Consider the following 19,285-nt stretch of genomic DNA (forward strand, 5'->3'; position numbering starts at 1 on the left):
CATGGATATTCGTTACACGATATTAGTGGATGGTAGTGAAAAGAAACTGGAAGTTGGTGTCCGTGAAGTTATCACGCACCGTGGGCTTAACCAGATCTCAGAACTATCTATCCTATTTGAAGACGGCGATATGGCTGATGAAAGCTTTAAACTTGATTTAAATAAAGACTTTCAGCCTGGGAAGTCCATTGAAGTCAAAGCCGGTTTTGGTGAAGACGCGCAAATCACGTTATTTGTTGGCGTGATAACGGGCGGTAAAGTGGGTTATTGCAGTGAAGCCTACCTTCAAGTGATCGCAAAGGGTGAAGCCAACAAGTTATGCCAGTCTAAAATCAGTAAGCTTTACAAACCTGACTCCACTGACACAGATATTATCAACGACCTACTCAAGCCTTGTGGCGGTAAAAAAACGGTCGCGGACAGTAAAATTAAACATTATCAGTATCTCATGGTTGAGAAAAAGCCATGGGAAGTGATCATGAATCGCATACTGACAAATGGGTTCGCCCTGTATGAGGAAGAAGGGATCAACATTGTTGATTTGACAACGCATACGCCTTCGGCGACGGAATTTAATGTTGCGATGGATGGCTGTACAGGGTTTGAGCTGTGTATGGACAATAGCTCCTATGCGCAAAAAGTCGATCACAGTGCCTGGGATATAAAAACTCAAGCTATGTTACTTGAAAATTATGATTCAGGTGAGAAAAAAGAAGGCGCGACCGAAGATGTAGTCATCAAATCACAAGCACCGATAGATAAAGTTGAGTTGGCAGCCAAGGCCAAAGCCGAGCAAGTATATCGTTTACTAGATACCAGCCAAGGCCGTATTCAAGTGGATATGTCTGAAGCGACCGCTTTACATAAATTAAAGCTACTTGATGCAATCAAAGTATCGGGGGCAGGTGAAAACAACAAAGCGGACTACATGGTGACAGAAATTCACCATCATTTAAGTAATCAAGGCTGGTTCTGTGAATTTACACTGGGCTTATCTTTAACAAAAAGTGGCTGGTCTAAATGGGCTGAGCTTTCGGCTACACCTATGTTGGTTGCCACTGTTGCGCCGTTTAAAGACGATAAAGAAAAACTACATCGCATACCTATCACCTTAAATACACTAACCACGGAGCCAATTTGGGCAAGGTTACTAACCACCTATGTAGGTAAGGAAGAGGGATTATTTTTACCTCCAAACCCAGACACAGAAGTGCTGGTGGACTTTATCGGTGGGGATGCCAGACACCCTGTGATTGTTGGTGCCTGTCATAACCCTGTGGCCATTCCTCCTTTGGGCGGCTACAAGAAAGAATATGATGTTCGAGGACTGCTATTTAAGGAGCAAGCCACGGCACTGAAGTTCACCTTTAAAAAGCCACATATCATTATGGAAGGCAGCAAGGATCACTCAATCTCTTTAGGTGAAAGCTCTGGTTATGCTTTATCTCAAAAAGATAAAGCCGGTATGACCGCTAAAACAGATGTTGTGATTAAAACACCAGACGATAGCCAGATAAAAATGGATAGCAAAATTACCATTGAAAGCGCAAAAGTCGAGGTGGCCACAGATAAGATGGAAATAGGATAACGAGGAGGCAAATATGGACAATTCATTTCTAGGTCGAGGGTGGAGTTTTCCACCTAAATTTTCTAGCCCAGATGCAGGTCCTGATATGGACGAGGATGAAACACTGGTGAAACAAGCCATTTCAGTGGCATTAAATACACTCAAAGGCGAGCGTCCATATTGGAGTGAGCTAGGCTCGGGCTTATCAAATTTTGTATTTGAAGATGTCAGTGAGTCGGCGCTCGTCACGCTCAAGCAAGAGATTTCTGCGGTATTGCTAAATTACGAACCCAGGATCATCTTAGAAGATATTTCGTTTGATATGTCAGATGCATATGAAGGTGCGCTACTGATTGAACTCACTTACCTGATCCGTAAAACGAACAGTCGCAGCAATATGGTGTTTCCTTTTTATCTCGCTGAGCAATCTGTATAAATCAGCATTTCTTACACTTAGGTTTTTCAGCACTAGTTCATTAGTTCATTTCATCCTCGCTCATCAAGCAAGACGCAGACCCGCACCGCTTCTTCTTTTGTTTAGGTTAATTTAACCAAGCAGCGCATTGGTATGCTTATAAATAACATTAATAAGGTAATCTCATGACTTTTAAGTCTCGTAGTCAATCACTTATCTCAGGCAATGGGAAGGGGTTAAGTCAAACCGCACGGCAGATCCCCGAGCTTTCCAGTGAGTTTTTCAGTATCGAACCGCGTACAATTGAACTGTGGTTATCATATTTATCAACTGTAGCTGAGCAAACTCAGTTTATTGGTCAAGCCACTTGGAAGCCGGTGCAAAGTTGGTACAAGGTATTGCCTGACGCTGACAAATTTGCTGCTTTGGCTAAGTTAATCGCTTCAGGGCAGGGTGATGAACTCACCGTGCAAATTGCCAGTCGTCCTGATCTGGCGCTACTACTGACGTTTGTTGATTTGCTGCAGCATACTCAGCAGCAATTTAACGATTTTGTACAGCGCCATCTTGATCATTATTATCGTGACGTTTTGGGATTTGAATTATTGGCAGCCACTCCAGACTCAGCCCATGTCCTAATCGAGCTCAATGAGGTTGATTCTTTGACCTTACAGCCGGGCACTCAGTTTGATGGTGGTAAGGATGATGACGGTGCAGATCGTGTGTATCAGTTGGCTGAGCCAAGCGCGATAAATCGAGCTGTGGTGGATACAGTAACGACGGTTAATAAAGCTAACTACAATAGCGGTGTGCAAATTTGTCGTAATGTTTTACTGGATACTGAGCAGGGCATTAAGCTTGAAAATAGCGCGATGACATTTGGTGACAATGCAACGTCACCAGAGCAAGCGCCCGTTCAAATAGGGTTCAAAATTGCGTCACAAGACTTATTTTTAAGCAGTGGTCAGCGTATTATTACGCTACGTTTTTCTACCGATGAATTTGGTGAAAGCCCAATAGATTTATCCCTTTGGTTAGACAGTTTTGATATCTGGCTCAGTACCGCCGAAGAAGCCGTGCAATTGGACCCAGCGCAGTTAACACTCAATGGTGAGAATGAGTTGGTTATTCATGTTGATGAGTTATTTGCGCCGATTGCGCCAGTATCTGACATCATGATTGGCCAAGATAAAACCTTACCTTATATTGCATTTATACTGAAGCAATCCAAATATGATGCCTTATATGCGCTAGATCTTGAAAAGCGCCAAGAAGCATTGGCAAATTTGACCGTCAGTGACATTCAAGAAGTGCGCATGGCGGTGACTGTACTGGGCGCCAGTGGCCTGATAGCCAACAATGGCATTGGCTTTTTAGATACAACCAAACCTTTTGAACCGTTTGGCTATTCTCCTCAGTTAGCCGACAAGTTTGAGTTCACTCACCCTGAGCTTTTGTGCAAACGTGTTACCCGAGCCAGCATTGAATTTAATTGGATCGGCAGGCCGACGGATTTCGATAGTCACTACCAAACTTACTTGTCATATAAAAATATCACCACACCGCCAGCAGATCCGCTTCAGGCTGCTGATGAGTCTTGGCCAAGAAACCAAGTGATGATTTCACAATCGGATGAAACTTATCCAAGTGAGCAACATAAAGTGGTGGCGGATCTGTTTTATAACGACACGGTATGGCAACTGAGTAATGAGGAACTGACGTCGCAAGAGCAGACCTTGGTAGCCAATGACAGTGCCAACACCTTACCTGATGTCGTAAATAATATCGCAACAAACCGCTTGGTGTTTAGTTATGATGATGACAATGGTGAAACAGATTATTTATCTTTGCCATTTAATTTGACACAGGCGAAACATTGGCCTAAATGGTATACATTAGCGCTTTCAAATCAAGACTTTGGCCATCCACAATATATCAAGGTTGCTGAATATTATGCGTTCCAAAATAGTGTTAAACTGGCAAATTGGAACCCTGCAGATGGCGACTTTATGCCAACGCAGGTGCCAGAGCCTTACACACCCTTATTAGATTCCGTTAAATTACATTATCGCACGCAAAGTATTTCACGGGCGCAAAGAACAGCCATCGGGAACTCAATTTGGATTGAGCATATTTCACCCATTGGTAGACAGCTACAAATATTAGAAAACCAAAACACGGTTCACTTATTGCCGCAAATCGACGATTTAGGGTATTTATACATTGGCCTTGGGGCGCTACCAACGCCTGGGCAATGTAGTGTGTTATTTCAACTTGAAGCTGTTGATGGGTTTAACTTTAGTGACTCTCCAGAATTTAAATGGGAATACTACAATCAAGGTCAATGGCACCACTTCAGCCGAGAAGACTCCCAAGGAAGTGGTGAAGAAGGGCGGATCTTACAAGACAATACCTATGATTTATTAGATTCTGGGATCATTATCTTCTCTTTACCGGAATTTGATTTAGACGATCAATTTAACCAAGACGGCAAGGTTTGGATAAGAGCTGTGATTGACTCGGATGTGTTGCAAGATAAATATGTCACTCCCATCTATTCAAAGCTAAAAGGTGTGTATGCTCAGGCCGTGCAAGTCATATTAAACTCAACTGAACATGCGCAATCTCATTATTTGAAACCACTCGAAGCGGGCAGTATCAGTAAATTAACTGTCACCGATCCGCTCATCGCATCGATTGAACAACCTTTTGAAAGCTTTGGTGCCAAGGTAAAAGAAGATGATAGCCGACTGTATCGCAGAGTGAGTGAACGTTTAAGGCACAGAGACAGACTTTTAACTGGCTGGGACTATGAGCACTTTGCCTTACAAGCGTTTCCCGAGTTGCACTCTGTGAATGCATACCAAACAGAAGAAGGCGTGAATATCACCGTGATCCCGCTTAATCATGATGTTGACATTTTACAGCCTAAAGTACCGCGTTACTTAATGCGCAAAATACAAGATGAAGTTGAAGCGCGCTGTGCACCTTATCTTAATGTAAAAGTTAAAGATCCAACGTATATCGAAGTACAGCTTGAGGCCATCATTCAAATAGATCCAAGGTTTGATATTCAATCTACGGTTATAGAGCTCAATGATTTGATTGTCGATACTTTAACACCTTGGAATAAACCGGATGCTGAGTTGTCGCAAACCATTTTCCTCGCAGATGTTGCGCAGGCTTTAGAGGCTCATCAAGCTGTGAATATGGTACAGGTCATACGAGGCATGAAAGTCGGTGAGAATATTAAGCACTATGCCCAAATTTCGCCGAATAATAACAGCGAAATTCTGGTACCGACTCGCAATCATAAAATCTCATTGGCCAATGTTGACGGTGATGTATTTGAAGGGATCGGTAAGTGGAAAATTCAGCATAACTTTGTTGTGCAGTAAATCAATTCAGTAATTAAAGCAGCGTTAAACCCATAAAGCGTTTCACAGTCTTGAGGGTTTGACGTCATCTCCCATATCGACTTACTTTCCAAAGGAAAATCATGGAAACCAATGCACTGAAAATTGCTTCAGATGCCTTGTTGCACTCTGGGCAAAACCTAGACGAGCTGCGAGAACAAGGTATTGCGCAATTACAAAAGCTCGCGCCAGAGACTTGGAGCGATCACAACGTATTTGATCCGGGCATTACCTTACTTGAAGTACTGGCCTTTGTGCTTTCGGATCTCAGTTATAAGCTTAATTATTCCGTTGAAGATTTAACCACGCCAACGCCAGATGAAGCGTCTGCGGTGACACAGTTTTTATCGTCAGAGCAAGTCATGTTTAGCCACTGCGTCACGCTTGCAGATTATCGACGATTATTACTGGATATTCCAAGTGTAAAAAACATCACGATAACTGTGCGTGATGAAGGTCAAAGCGGCGCGATTATGTTTGACTTAGTCGTACAGCCTGTGCCAAATAGCCCCGTATCAGAAGAAAGCCTGCGCCACCAAGTCCATAGCGCGTTTGCTAATGCGCGATGTGTGACACATCAGCTTGGCAACATTGAGTTTTATAAGTCGGTACCTGTGCATTTGGGTATGAACCTTGTGCTCCAAGATGCAGAAGACTTGGTACAAGTCATGGCTGATATTCTGAGTAAAGTGGCGCTTGAAATTTCACCTAATTTACCGCGTTACTCTGGGGAGCAACTGCGCGAAAAAGGCATGTATGTTGAAGATGTCTATGTTGGGCCATCACTAAAGCATGGCTTTATTTTGGATAATGACTTAGAAAATACGCCAGTAAAAAAACACCTGTATAGCTCAGATATTTTAGATGCACTGCGCAATCACCCTAACATTGAGCAAATAGAAGAGTTTCGATTTATTGTGGGCAGTGGCTCGCAGCCGGGATATGACTATTGGCAGGTTGAGATACAAGATTTAGAGCCCGAGTCAGTCAATTTAGCCCCAGAACTTGGCTTTTTGAGTGAGCAGTTTTTTGATGCCATTTCAATCGTAATTGAAGACCAGAGTTATGTACTTGATGACCAGGAAGTTGAGCAAATAAAGCAATTGGTCAGTGAATACATTTTGGAGCAATCCACAGATAGCATGACTCAGGTGTTTGCTGAAACTGAAGACTATTTATCATTAAGCCAATATCGCTCTTTGCAGCATGAGCTACCAAAAGTGTATGCCGTTGCAGATCAATCGCTCAGCCGAGATATCGACTCAGAACAAAAAGCACAGCTACTGCAATTTAAAGGGTACTTGCACCTTTTCGATCAAATATTAGCTGATCAGCACAAGCAATTAGATGTACTGCCACACATTTTAGCTTTACCGCAGTGCGCACATTTTGAACGCCTAGGCCAAATAATGGATCGTATGCTCGCCAGTGAAGCGCTGTCACAAGCTTTACTTGATGAATTTTGGCACCGAGTAACGCAGTTGCCACATACCCAGTTGAGTCAAGCTGTTACGGGAATAAGTGGCGTTAATCACTTGGTAAAACAGGCACTAGAGGACTATGAGCAAAGTGGCTTACAGCAACAATTAGAAGCCGATTTTTCTGTTGCTCAACTGACACGTTTAAATGACAGCCTAGCGCATTTGCTGGCGCGATTTGCGGTTAAGTTACCGAATGCCAACTTGCTGAAGTATCGAGAGGTTTTTGGTTTTTATGTTCATGTCATCGGTGCCTGCCACCAAGATCCAAATGATCAAGAAGACCTCCTATTACGCTTGGTGCTGTTACGTCAGTACATTGATAAGTGTCGATTATTGACAGAAGTTGGCTTACTGGGGGAAAACCGTTGTCGTGGCTTCGACTATTTGTCCAAGGAACCCAAAACGGATCATCTTGCAAGTTTAAGTCGCTTAATTATGCGTAACCTTGGCTTTTCGCACCAAGGGCAAATGCCACTGGCAACCCATAACAGAGAAAGCTTCTATCTACTTGAAAGCGACTTGCTCACCAGTGCCACAACAGGCCATTTGTATTGTGTGTTACCGAATTGGACAACTAGACTGCAAAACTCGGCATTTAGAGTGTTAGTTGAAAGTCAGGTTGCTAAGCACAGGCCGCTGCATTTATCCGCTGAGTGTATTTGGCTCACGCGAGAGCAAATGAGTTTATTTGAGCGCTTGTATTTTGGATGGCTCAATTTTTATGGTCAGGCGCAACGTGAACGATTTGCAGATGGGCAAGCGCATATTGCCAGTGTTGCACAAGATATTGGTGGCCTGCTTGAGACGTTGGCGATATCTGATCCACAAGACATGATTAAGCTCATTATTAATTATGTGCTTGCAAAACCTCAAGGAATGGAAGTACTTGAAGCATACCTGATACAGATATTATCTGAATATGCCTGCGAACCACTCCCAGAAGACATTGCAATAGACGAGCAAACATACGCTTTAGTCCATGCTGCTGTTGCGCTGATAATTAACGACAACAGCGCGCTTTATCCAGATGGTTTTAGTGCTGACCAAGTACTTTATTTAGCAACACAGCTTTGCATTGACCACATTTGTACACCCAATGCATTTGCACAATCAAACAATACCAGGTTTACGGTTGGGTATTCACCACTGCCGTTTCTTAAACCCATTTTGCCTGTGTCTTTTTCACAAATTAACTCAAACACCGCGGTGGTTTCGAAATTTATCGTGGCAACCAGCGTGCCAAATCGTATAGATCCTGAAGGAAACGAAGAATGAACAAAGTCAGTGACCAAGAAGTGTTAGTCGAATGTGACCAAACATCCATAGTAACTAAGCGCAGTCGCGCTGAATTAATTGAAAAGTTTGACGACCTCAAAACGCCTACTGGGGATGATTTTGAGTCACTCATTCGCTCCGGTTTTAACCAGATAGACGATCCTATCGCTGTAGTGAAAAATGCAGATGCACAGGAAATTGCCGTCACGTCACCGTTAACCGTCAGTCCTGACGGCGAAACTGAGTGTTTTAGAGTCGATACCGATGCGGTAAAAATTAGTCATGATGTGGTTGTGTCTGCATCAGACAGTGAAAGTAATGTATTGACTGCTGACGCACAAAGTGTCTCCATTTATGACAAAGTCGAAGTGCTCCCTGAGGCTGAAGAGGTGCTACGTGTTACAGGTAGTGCTAAGTTAACTCAAGGCATTAAGTCGCAAACTGCGGATATTAATCAGCACTTAAGAGCAGGTGCGTTGTCTGTCAGCAAAGGCACAATAAAAACATTGGAAGCGGGCTTGGATGATGATGACAATCCAAAAGTCACGGCTTATGGTGATGTTGAAGTAAACGCAGATGTTAACGTTGCAGGCAATGTTCAAGCACACTCTATCTCTGTGACAAATGACATTAGCATGAGCGGTAATACCTCAACACAAATGTTATCGGTCGAAGAGCGTACCATGCTACTCGGTGAGCTCAGTGCGCAAAATGCAATCTTTGCAGGGCATGTAGAAGCGCCGATGTTAGGGGTTGGTTTAGATGAAAATAGCACCTTGGCGAAACTGCATATCGGCAAGCGTTCATCAGATACCAGCGATTTATTCCGAGTTGATGACCTAAACCAAGACAATACGCCGTTTATTATTAACCCAGAAGGTAAAGTGGGTGTGGGTACCAGTGTGCCTAAAGCGCGTTTCCATGTTGCGGACTCGGTGTTAGTTGGACAAGATAAAGATCATCCACACATTGCATTAAATGAAGATGGGCACGCACATTTCTCTGGCACTGTGCGCATAGAGCAAACAGCAGACGTTGCAGGCAATTTGAACGTAGAAAGCGATGCGCATATTGATGGGATGTTGTCGATTGGCACTGAAACACCTAATGCGAAGGTGGATATTCAAGCTGGTAGCGGAGACTTACTGAATATCGGCGATGGCAATACGAATTTAGTCAAAGTCACTAATATGCCGCTTGCGGGTGAGCAGTCAATCAATATGTTTGCACATACATATATTGCAGATGACTTAACTGCCGCGGGGCAAGTGAACGCACAGACAGCGCAGATTGCGGATACGTTAACGGCTGGCAGCACGGAGCTTAACGATCTAACGATTAGTCAAGATGCACAAATTAACGGGCAAACACGCACACGTCAGTTGCAAGTAGGTGAAACACCTAGTACTCCTGTGCAAACAGATGCTGGTGCGCTTATTAACACGACGCTTGATGTAAAAGATCACGCTACGTTTAATTCACTCCATGCAAGCGACAGTATCATCACTGACACGCAGTTTAGCGCACGCGAGGGGGTCGTAAAGGATAACCTAACGGTGGGTGAGCAAGCGGTTAATTCAGCAGCAACACTCACGGTTAAAAGCACGACGGTAAATGAGTCATCGTTACTTGTTTCTGACAAGGAAGGAAACCCATTACTGCGTATTGACAATGATCAGGCCGTGATGGGCAGCGCAGCGCAAGACCAAACATTGACTGTAAAAGGCAATATTATAACGCCAGAACTCACGGTATCTGATGAGGCGACTATTCATCAAGCTGACGTCAGTGAACATGTGGTTATTGCTTCGAGTGCTTTACAAAGTGATTGGACGACCGGTGCGAAATTGGGTGTACTGGCGCATAATGGACAGCCGCAAAGTGTCGACATCAGTTATTTTGATGGGCTTAACACCACGTCTGTTATTAATGCAACGGGCAAGCAGATTGGTTTATTCCAATCAAGTCCTCAGCAAAGCCTACATGTTGGCGAAAATGCGCTTTTTGATAAAGATATCACGGCACTCAAAGGCGTTTATGTTGCCAATGAAAGCAGTGAGTTTGGCGGTTTTAGCGCGTCGTTAATGCACACCCAAGTGGGCAGCGAGCAAAAATCAGCGAATTTTGATGTGTATGGTAATTCACAGTTATTCGGTGAGTTTTCTATCGTTGAAAACGAACATGTGGCAGTGAACTTTGCGAGTAGCCAGTTAGCATTAACTCAGTTATCTGAAACTCCAGTATTTAAAATTACTAATCAGACGCAAGATGCAGAAATATTGGCAGCAGCGGGTCAACTTGCCATTAATCAAGCAATTCCAGCAGATGGCGTTAACTTCGCAGTCACAGGTCTTGCTGATATCACAGGCCAATTAACCATTAAAGATACAGGCACCGCTTTAACGGTTGATGGTAAATCAAAATTAATGGGCCATGCTGAGCTGAAAAATGGCATGCACGTCAGCGTGACCAATAATTCAGGCGACGTACAACGAGCGGCGTTATTTGTTGCGGGGCAGTCACAATTAGAGGGAGAGCTCCTTGTTTCAGACGATGTACATCTGGACGCTGATCTGATCGTTGATGGCAACAGTGACATTAAATCAAACCTGCAGGTAGGGCGCAGTACTCAGCTAGGTGAGAATTTATCTGTTGCAGGTGAACATTATGCTGGTGGCAGTGTAGAAATTGAGGGTACAGAAGGTCGGGATGCACTGACTGTAAATAACGATGCCAGCTTTAGAACAGACGTCAATGTTGCGGGCAACTTGTCTTTAGCTCCTTACCAAGCCACGGCGAGAGTGCACATCTGTGAAACGGATCAACAAGCACTTCGTATTGATGACCCTAGCGGCGCTGCACAACTGGTATTCACTCATGGAAATCTTGGCCTGGGTGTTGAGCGCCCAGATTATATTCTCGATGTGGGAGAAGATGCCTGCTTTAGAAAAGACCTATCTGTTAATGGACGAGTGGAAGTAGACGACAGTCTGCACGTTAATGAATACGCAAGCTTTAGAAGCAACGTGAACATATACGGCACGTCAGAGCTACAAGGCGAAACAAGAATTGGTTTGGCAATGCATGCCTCTGATGAGGAAGCGTCAACCACGCGCCGCAGTGCGCAACTGAGTGTCGATCAAAATCACTTTGAGTACGGCCTAGCGATTTATCACAAAGGCGTTAACCCGATTGTATTCAAAGATGGCAAAGTGGGGATCCGTAATGCACAGCCAGAAGCAGAGCTGGATATTCTAGGGGATATTAAGGTTGAAGGGGATATCGAGCTCAATGGGGTGCTACGCGGTACTGGTCTACTTGAGTGCTTAGATGGTGCGAAAATTTTAGGGGATGTTGAACTGCGCTCAGATTTGACGGTGTATGATGACGCGCTGTTCAAAGACACGGTGACTATCGAAGGCCTGACAACGATTGAGCGTAAATTAAACCTACTGGCCGATGCCGATTTTGCAAAGAGCTTACACCTAGGTGAAGAGTTGACGGTTCGAGGCAATGCGTTCTTCAAAGAAGCGGTTCATTTTGATAAAGACACGACAGTACGTGGCAGCTTAGTGGTTGAAGGCCTCGATGCAGCAAATCAAGTTGTGTTTAAGCCGCATGTGGATATCCATAGCCACTTAGCAGTGAAAGGGGAAGCAAACTTTGGCAGTGATACCCATGTAAAAGGCAATTCTTTCATTAGTGGCTCAGTACAAGCAGCCAAATTAGTCACAGAGCACAGCCTCAAAGTTGGTGAATCTCATAATGACAGCGCCATGGTGGCAGTAAACACCAGTGAAGGTGAATCAGCGCTTGATATCGCAGTGCGTGGAAAGTCTGAGCTTGTTATTGATGGCAATGCGAATGTGGGTATTGGTTGTAAAGCACCTGAGCACAAATTAGATGTACGTGGCGACGTTCGAGTATCGGACACATTGACTGTTGAAGGTGATTTATTGCTTGAAAGCAGGCTTCACTTACAGCAAGGCGCAGAAATTTTTGGTGATTGTGCTGTACAAGGTCAAATTGCACCGGCGCAATTGCAGCTTCCAGAAGGGCCGCATATTGAGGCGATTTCTCCAGATTGTGAGCTTGGCGGTGAAATGGCATCTGACAACGTCCTTGCCACTCAGGCTGCAGTGAAAGCGTATGTCGATGAGCATGCATGGCGCTTTGGTCGTGGCAAAAAAGTTGTCGCAATTCACAACCAAGAAGAGTTTGACGAGATCTTCTCTAGAGACTGTTTGCATAACATGACCATCTTGTTGTTCCCACACAACGGTCATCGTCAGGTTTCAAGAGCCTATAAGCTGAAAAACTCCGTTGAAGTGGGATCAAACCTGAGCATTGTCGGTTTTAATGAGCGAGAAACTCGTATTGTAAAAGCCCATGCAGGTTGCCGTTTCCTTATTCGCGGTGACAGAGATGCCATGGTAAAACACGTTGAGATGCATGGTTTCACGTTTGATGGTGCGATCCATGAAGTATCCAGAGAATTGAGTGCTTATGAAGGCAATGGTGGCGCGTTCAATTTGCGCTATGCAGATCAAATACAGCTTAATTGTGTGATTGAAAACCATGCTGTCAGTGGTGATGGTGGTGCAATTTATGGTGAAGATGTAACCAATCTGACTGCCAATAATGTTCGAAACTGCCGCGCTGGCCGCCAAGGTGGTGCAGCTTATGGCTTAAGGTATGCACAGATTAACGCCGAAAATTGTCAAGCTGAACGCGGCGGTGCGGTTGCTCACTGTGATGACAGTGAAGTGGTTGCGATTAATAATACAGCGCAGCTACACGGTGGCGGTGCGTATAAGTGTCAAAACTTAATTTGTAAAGGGTTCTGGCGACGCAATACTGCACAACAAGGCGAGGGTGATCACATCTTCAGTGTGGGCTGTTATCACCTAGAAGAGCAAGAAGAGCACCATGGTGACTACTTGTGGCATGCGGTTTATTTGGACAGGCCATTAAATCACTCGCGTTTCTTCTGGCGCAATGACCACATTTAATGATGAGGTTAGCAATTGGTCAAATAGGGGCTGAATTAGAAGCCCCTGCACATCTGGTGAACTCAGGTCAGCGAAGTATTGCTGACCTAGAGTCACTGTTTAAAACTTGGTTATCTAAGGAAATAAATCGACTCCAAATAGATTTACCGTCCATAATATTGCCGGTTGGTTCTGTGACGCTCAGTGACCTAGAAATTGTGTTGCCTGACATTGATCTACACAGATTACAAAGCGATCCAGGGAGCTATTTCAAAGCTATTTTTCAGCCGGCTTTTAATGCCGCCTTGGCGCAGCAGTTAAGCGAGTATATACGCCAATTACCGAAAAATAATTATGCACTGGCTGTGCCGCTGTTTGGCGGGTTAATCGAGCACAGTAAAAATGCGGTGTCAAAACAGGCCATGTTGGATGTTATCAAAGCATGTGAACTGAGTTTGCAACATCGCCCTCAACAATTTTTAAGCTTGGTAAGTAGTGCAGAATGGCCAAGCTTGCGCAAACATGTCATTAATGCATTTTATAAGGACGAGGCACTTTTAGCAGCGTCACTTGCTGTGATCAGTGAAGGGGTTGTTTCTAACCGTTCAATGGCGCTTTTAACTCGATTATCTGAGCCTGAGCATTATCAATTGTGGCTCGATATTGAGTCACTGAGAAGCGCCTACGCATCAAATCTACATACTCGTCAAAGAAGTTTAGCTTTGCTTGTACAAAGCTATCAATTTTATAAAGCGCAGACTGCGTTTAACGAAACGGTTCGAGAAAGTGTCATTGATACAATAAAAACAAAGCGGACTATTTTTGGCGCCCTGAGCACCTGGTTTGCAGTGAAAGGCCAAGCAACAATCACGGCCAAAGATTGTAAATCACTATTAAAAGTGCTGAACAAAGCAAGCAGTAAAACAAAGACATTACCTCATTATAAAACTGATTTGGCGCCATATCAGTCAGGTGCGCTTACACAAGTGTTAGAGAGTCGCAGTGCGGGTCTTGACTCACCGCAACAGACGGCAGAATTCGCCGAGCAAGGCACACCTTATCTACTTGCACAAATTAGAGGGGCGCTAGGAGGAGGTTGCCGACAAACAATTCGTGCGCTTGAGCGTTTAATTCAACTTTTGGCTGCTCAAACAAGCTCCAAAGAATTGCCTTATTTGAGCCAAATTCGCTGGCGTAACTTCATTGCTAAATACGACATCGAGCAAACTTTGCCTGTGCAAGTAAGAGCGCCTGTTCAGCGATTATTGGCTGCAATGTTAGCGGCTGAGAGTCCATACGAAGTAAATCTGCGAGCAAGCAATAAGGTAATTGAGCTAATTACTCGTGAGCGCAAAGCGCTCGAGTACAATTGGGCACCTAAGCAATCACCTAAATATGCTCGACGTATTTTTGCGCTACTCTGTCAAATCACTAACTTACCATCGCAATTTATTGTTCAATTTAATCATTTCTTTGCAAATGTGTTGGGTAGTAAAGGAGGTGACAGCACTGAAGCAAAAGTGGTGGTGTATAGCGCCTTGCTTGAGCAAGTGCATGCATGGCTGAATAATGAATACGAGCAAAGTGAGCAGCGAACATCGGGCTATCAGCTTACGGATCATAATAATGAGTCTGTAGAAAACGAACAAAAGCAGCAAAACAAGGGTATCGAGTCAGGTACGAGTACCACAAATGAGCATACAGCACTGTGTGATTCTGCAGAGCATATGCTGGGTGAGGTCAGTTATTTTGAGTCATCTATGCGTGTTGTATTTGATAGCAAGCAGATCGCACAATTAGAACAAATTGAGCTGCTGCAATTAGAGTTAACACTGTCTGTCTTACTACCGCAAGTGGATGAAACGTATCAGTTAATCGTTCGAAGTGAGATGTTTGAGGCCAGTGCGACAAAATTAAAGCAGCTGATTGCAAGCCAAACAAAGCGCATAGGGCAAATTGAACACAGCTCATTAACCGAACAATATGCTAAATCAAAGCTAAATGACCTTGATGCTCAAACGCAGATGTCGATTGTAAACAATTTACTGAGTGCGTTGGCGCCAGTTTGTGAAAAGCTGGGACAAATAGTCAATCACATCAGAACGATGCAGCAAAGTACGCTGCATTCAATGGATGCAAACCAAACCAATGACTTGTTGTTTGATGCGCAAAAGCAATCTGCTAACCACGTGAGCATGAATGAGGCTGATGGGCTAACAGACGCGGGCGTTGAAACGCAAAATGAAAAATCAGATGGGCCATTAGCTACCTCAGGGCTTGTTCTCGCTCGAGAGTTGGTCATGATCACTCAGTTGAAGCGCTATATGACAGCGCTACAACAAGAGATTTCAGCCAATCAATTGGGAATTCAATTGCATGCTTGTCATGAGGTGGTGGTTAATTTGCTATCGTATGTGCACAGTTGGAAAGCTTTATTTCCAGTGGATTCAGTATCACCTGCTGGCAAAGAAGCGCAGCAACTTTTAATTTCAACTATCTCTACGTTTGATGGCATTAGAAAACAGCTATATGCGCTAAACCCCTATCTACCTGGTCAATTACAAAAGTCATCTATGTGGTGGGTGTCTTTGCTTGATGAGCATCAGCTCGACCAAAAAGATGCTAGGAGACTAGGCTCCTTAAATGCAGCCATCACAAGAGACGCTGATAATCAAGCTGAGAGTGACGGTTCTCCAATTTCACCTCAGAAAAATTGCAAAGAGCACCTAGATTATGCTCTGCAGGTAATTAGTCAGCTGCGCTCGGCAAAGACACTAGAAGAAGTAAAAAATCAGCTTGTACCTTATGTGTCACATAAAAGCGACGTGAAACACACCTTGGATAGCCATGTAGTTGCTCAGTCAGAGGGACTATTAGAGGGCTGCACATTATTATCGAAGCCTAAACAGAGACATGAAGGCAAGTTATCTAAGTCTCAACATAAGCTCGAAGCCAGCGCGTTAGATGAACGCTTGCAATTATCTGATATTAGCCATGAGGACATCGAAAAAGTATCGCACGTTACTGATAACGAGGCGCCTCCACTTGTAGCACAAAATATAAACAAAGTACTTAAAGGGCTGACTCTACAAGCTAAAAAACATCGAAATAGACTCGCCAACTTGAATGCGCAAAAGATTAAGACACACAGTGAGGAAGCACTGGCTGAGCTTAAATATCATTATCAGCAGTCTTCTGAGCACTTTATCAGTGCCGATGCGGGCGTTGTTTTACTTTGGCCGTTCTTGGAAATTTTATTTAACAAGTTAGCGTTACTCGACAATACGGATGAATCTGGCGTGTTATTTGAAAGCGAAGCTTCGCAACATAAAGCGCATGCGTTGCTTTGTGAACTTGTTGGTATTGATGACGATGAGACTGAGACTTTTGTTATTAATGCGCTGCTTGGCTTACCTCTTGAACATAGGTACGAAGAGCAAACCACAATAGGTGAACAGGAACGTGATGAAATTACCAACATGGTCAATGCAGCAATAAGCCGCTGGGAAGCCTTAAAAGGCATGCCAGCTGATGCGTTTAAATCCATGTTTTTACAAAGAGCCGGCGAAGTCAAACTCACCGCAAATGGTGTTTGCATTGTTATCGATAGTAAACCTCAAGATATATTGCTTATGAAGCTTCCTTGGGGGTTAGGAATTGTTCAACTTCCTTGGTTGATTAATGACTTAATCAATATTGAATGGCAGTACGGCTTTTAAATTGATTTAACTCACAACAAAAAATCCAGAATAAAACTTAAAACGAAGACACATTATATGGCAAGTGATGTGTCTCAAACCCAAGACCAATCATCAAATGGACTCGCGAACGAGTGAGCTGGTCCCAATTAAATATGGAGAAGTGTATGCCTGTAAATAATCATTCGAATCTACGCGCGTTAATTGAGGAACATCAAGTGCGTCAACAGCAGTATCAAGTTGCAGAAAATAAAGTACAAGCCTATTTGGAGTATAATCGCAGGTATTTGCTCCAACATTTGAATAACTTATTTACAAATCGCGTACTACCACACTTGGAGTTAGCTAAATCTTTATTAGTTGAGCAAGGGTATGCTGCGGATATTGAGATAGAGAAGCAAACATTGTTTGAAGAGAGCGAAGCGATAGAGGTGATCACACAAGTGTCATTTGTTTTTTCGGGAAATTCAGATGATCTTGACACCGGATTGACACAAAATAGGCTATTAATATTTACGCGTCCAAATCATGCGTTTGTTTATGCTAAATATATTACAGACTTAGTGACAAGCCAAACACAGCCATTGTTTTTTGCTGACGATTATTATTATCAAAATATGCCGTCAGAAAACCAATTTCCGCACTTCCCATTCCCCCCTAATTTTGAAGACCATAGCGAATTTAAGTCAATGTTGTCAGACTTTTTGAGTTTGGTATTTTTACAGATCAGAGGGAAGTTAAGTTAAATTAAATAAATTACGCCTTGGTTTTTTGTCACATATAAAAAGTTTTTGCGTCAGTGTTTAAAGAACCTAAGGAGAGACTCTGTGGCAAATTATCAAGAAGCGTTTAGATATGTTTTTGAAGAAAACTTTAAATATAACCAAGATACTAATTATCAAACTATGCGTTTGGACAGCTTATATAGCCAAGGTTTTAATGATAAGGAAATCCAAGTTTTACTTAAGCAAGTCTACGGGGTGGAACTTTGGCGACAGTTTAAAGGTGAACGCATAAAGAACCAAAAAACAGCAGAGTTATTGTTGCTGCTTAACGCGCATGGTCTTTTAGCGATGATGCTCCTTGAAATGCAAAAATATTATGGTATTTCACCAAGTAGCCAAATGTGCGAGCAAACGTTGCATCGAATAAACCAAATACCTGCGGATAAATTACATGATTGGATCATTGCAGGTATCAATTATTTTTCTCTTGTTGGCAATATGCAAAAAGAGCATGCCCTGCACCAATAGGGTTGAATTTTACTAAATTTACCCAATATAGAAAATCAATAGAGTAATCATTTGACTGATTAAATCTAGTCAAAATAATATTTTTAGGGAAAGAGGCATGAGTATACAGCAGCCTAGCGTGGGCCAATTTACATTTGAACAAGAAGGGCAAGAGGGTGGTAGATACCACAGCCGTGTCTTACACGTGCCATCTCAGTACTCTGGTCTAACTATTGGAAGAGGCTTTGATTTGAAGCATCGCAGTTCGGAGCAAATTATCCAAGCTTTAAAACTTGCTGGGGTGGCTTTTGAAGACGCCCAAGTGCTGGCAAAGGCATCGGGCTTGTATGGCAGTGAGGCAAAAGAGTTTATAGAAAAACATGGATTACAAGGCTTTGAGGTCAGCCCGAAAGAGCAAGTCCTATTATTTGAGCAGACATATGAAGTGATGGCAAAAGATGTTAAACGCATCTGTGATAAAGCTGATTGCGTTAAGGTATACGGGCCGGTAAATTGGGATAATTTACATCCAAAAATTAAAGAGATCTTAATCGATTTGCGTTACCGCGGTGATTATACTCCGACTACCCGTAGACGGATCCAACGTTATGTTGTGCAAAATGACCTTGAAGCATTCAGTAAAGAGATGTCTGACAGAGAGTTGTGGCACAAGGTGCCAAGCGAGCGTTTTAAACAGCGTTTAGCGTATTTGACCACAACATAATAAAAAAGCTGCTTAGGCAGCTTTTTTATTATGTTGTGTTTTTATTTCGCTTCGAAGGTGTGTTCCATGACCATCGATTTCTGGTGTTGAGAGCAAGTATGCATGGAAAGTAATAATGCCGAGGCCACGACGAGTTCGCTCTGCCCAATATATGCCAACCAATAACCCCAGCAATAAACAACCTACTATTAAACTTGAAGCAGTAAAGTGGTCAAAATGTAAATATGCAATGGAGCCAAGCACACCCATAAAGAATATTGGCACAATCACAATTTGTAAATATAAGAGTAGAAATACAAGGCACCCTAAAAAATATAAATGCCACTCAAATATTTTTTCAAAGAATAATATGATGCTCTTTAGCAATTAAATCCCTTTTTTTAATGAAATATTTATAATTAGTAAAGATTTATAATAACATGAGGTGAGGGATGAAGGGAACCTTGCTAAATATTAAGCCCAAGGCTTTATTGGCCAGACCGATTC

The 19,285-nt window shown here is 43.1% G+C and carries 10 protein-coding genes; 9 read left to right on the forward strand and 1 reads right to left on the reverse strand.

Translation table 11 applies throughout. The annotated features are described in order from the left end of the window. Position 1 precedes the first annotated feature (1 nt). The 9 genes from AC2CZC_RS15880 (at position 2) to AC2CZC_RS15920 (ending at position 18,799) form a co-directional block, all read left to right on the forward strand. Positions 2-1,588: a phage baseplate assembly protein V gene (locus AC2CZC_RS15880; protein ID WP_484582540.1), complete on the forward strand. Its 1,587-nt coding sequence runs from the start codon at positions 2-4 to the stop codon at positions 1,586-1,588. A 13-nt stretch (positions 1,589-1,601) separates the two neighbouring features. Next, positions 1,602-2,003, forward strand: a complete 402-nt coding sequence (locus AC2CZC_RS15885; protein ID WP_063363957.1) for a GPW/gp25 family protein — start codon at positions 1,602-1,604, stop codon at positions 2,001-2,003. 164 nt (positions 2,004-2,167) lie between these two features. After that, positions 2,168-5,380 carry a hypothetical protein gene (locus AC2CZC_RS15890; protein ID WP_484582541.1) on the forward strand — a complete coding sequence of 1,071 codons (3,213 nt, stop codon included), beginning with the start codon at positions 2,168-2,170 and terminating at the stop codon, positions 5,378-5,380. 101 nt (positions 5,381-5,481) lie between these two features. After that, positions 5,482-8,154 carry a hypothetical protein gene (locus tag AC2CZC_RS15895; RefSeq protein WP_484582542.1) on the forward strand — a complete coding sequence of 891 codons (2,673 nt, stop codon included), beginning with the start codon at positions 5,482-5,484 and terminating at the stop codon, positions 8,152-8,154. Then, positions 8,151-13,166: a hypothetical protein gene (locus AC2CZC_RS15900; RefSeq protein ID WP_484582543.1), complete on the forward strand. Its 5,016-nt coding sequence runs from the start codon at positions 8,151-8,153 to the stop codon at positions 13,164-13,166. Before AC2CZC_RS15895 ends, AC2CZC_RS15900 begins: the two co-directional genes overlap by 4 nt. Next, positions 13,166-16,864 carry a contractile injection system tape measure protein gene (locus tag AC2CZC_RS15905; protein WP_484582544.1) on the forward strand — a complete coding sequence of 1,233 codons (3,699 nt, stop codon included), beginning with the start codon at positions 13,166-13,168 and terminating at the stop codon, positions 16,862-16,864. Before AC2CZC_RS15900 ends, AC2CZC_RS15905 begins: the two co-directional genes overlap by 1 nt. Positions 16,865-17,010: 146 nt before the next feature. Continuing rightward, entirely contained in the window at positions 17,011-17,589 is a 579-nt protein-coding gene (locus tag AC2CZC_RS15910) for a hypothetical protein (protein WP_484582545.1), read from the forward strand. Between the two features lie 81 nt (positions 17,590-17,670). Next, positions 17,671-18,096 carry a hypothetical protein gene (locus AC2CZC_RS15915; protein WP_484582546.1) on the forward strand — a complete coding sequence of 142 codons (426 nt, stop codon included), beginning with the start codon at positions 17,671-17,673 and terminating at the stop codon, positions 18,094-18,096. 97 nt (positions 18,097-18,193) lie between these two features. Beyond that, entirely contained in the window at positions 18,194-18,799 is a 606-nt protein-coding gene (locus tag AC2CZC_RS15920; protein ID WP_484582547.1) for a hypothetical protein, read from the forward strand. A gap of 12 nt (positions 18,800-18,811) precedes the next feature. Here the strand turns inward: AC2CZC_RS15920 and AC2CZC_RS15925 are convergent, their stop codons facing one another. Continuing rightward, the gene (locus AC2CZC_RS15925; RefSeq protein WP_484582548.1) at positions 18,812-19,165 is read right to left on the reverse strand and encodes a hypothetical protein; all 354 of its coding nucleotides are present in this window, start codon (positions 19,163-19,165) and stop codon (positions 18,812-18,814) included. Between the last annotated feature and the right edge of the window lie 120 nt (positions 19,166-19,285).

It is taken from the genome of Pseudoalteromonas sp. MMG033, from assembly GCF_057197785.1.

Coding starts and splice junctions, on each gene's coding strand:
- AC2CZC_RS15880 (WP_484582540.1), top strand. CDS start 2: ATGGATATTCGTTACACGATATTAGTGGATGGTAGTGAAAAGAAACTG.
- AC2CZC_RS15885 (WP_063363957.1), top strand. CDS start 1,602: ATGGACAATTCATTTCTAGGTCGAGGGTGGAGTTTTCCACCTAAATTT.
- AC2CZC_RS15890 (WP_484582541.1), top strand. CDS start 2,168: ATGACTTTTAAGTCTCGTAGTCAATCACTTATCTCAGGCAATGGGAAG.
- AC2CZC_RS15895 (WP_484582542.1), top strand. CDS start 5,482: ATGGAAACCAATGCACTGAAAATTGCTTCAGATGCCTTGTTGCACTCT.
- AC2CZC_RS15900 (WP_484582543.1), top strand. CDS start 8,151: ATGAACAAAGTCAGTGACCAAGAAGTGTTAGTCGAATGTGACCAAACA.
- AC2CZC_RS15905 (WP_484582544.1), top strand. CDS start 13,166: ATGATGAGGTTAGCAATTGGTCAAATAGGGGCTGAATTAGAAGCCCCT.
- AC2CZC_RS15910 (WP_484582545.1), top strand. CDS start 17,011: ATGCCTGTAAATAATCATTCGAATCTACGCGCGTTAATTGAGGAACAT.
- AC2CZC_RS15920 (WP_484582547.1), top strand. CDS start 18,194: ATGAGTATACAGCAGCCTAGCGTGGGCCAATTTACATTTGAACAAGAA.